The sequence below is a fragment of the Ferrovum myxofaciens genome, assembly GCF_000735045.1.
Classification (GTDB): Bacteria; Pseudomonadota; Gammaproteobacteria; order Burkholderiales; family Ferrovaceae; genus Ferrovum; species Ferrovum myxofaciens.
Window position 1 is genome coordinate 1 of the sequence record NZ_JPOQ01000517.1, and the last position, 253, is coordinate 253.

Annotated in this window: 1 pseudogene; it reads left to right on the top strand. The window is 54.5% G+C overall.

Features of this window, described 5'->3' with window-relative positions:
- A pseudogene (locus IV91_RS0114860) lies at positions 1–253 on the top strand (IS1634 family transposase); the annotation flags it as partial.

The window sequence follows — 253 nt, forward strand, 5'->3', positions numbered from 1 at the left end:
ACATCTCTTCATCACCGTGCTGGCCTATCAGGCCGTACAGGTGCTACGAGCGAAACTGAAGAAAGCAGACATCCGCGACAACTGGGCCAGCCTACGCGAAACGATGAGCGTGCAGCGGCGCGTCACTGCCTCATTCCAACAACGTGATGGGCGCACATTGAATGTGCGAAAATGCACCGTAGCCGAACCAGACTTGATGAAAATTTACAGGGCACTGGGAGTTTCCCCGGCTCCAGGAGGAACGAAAAAACTG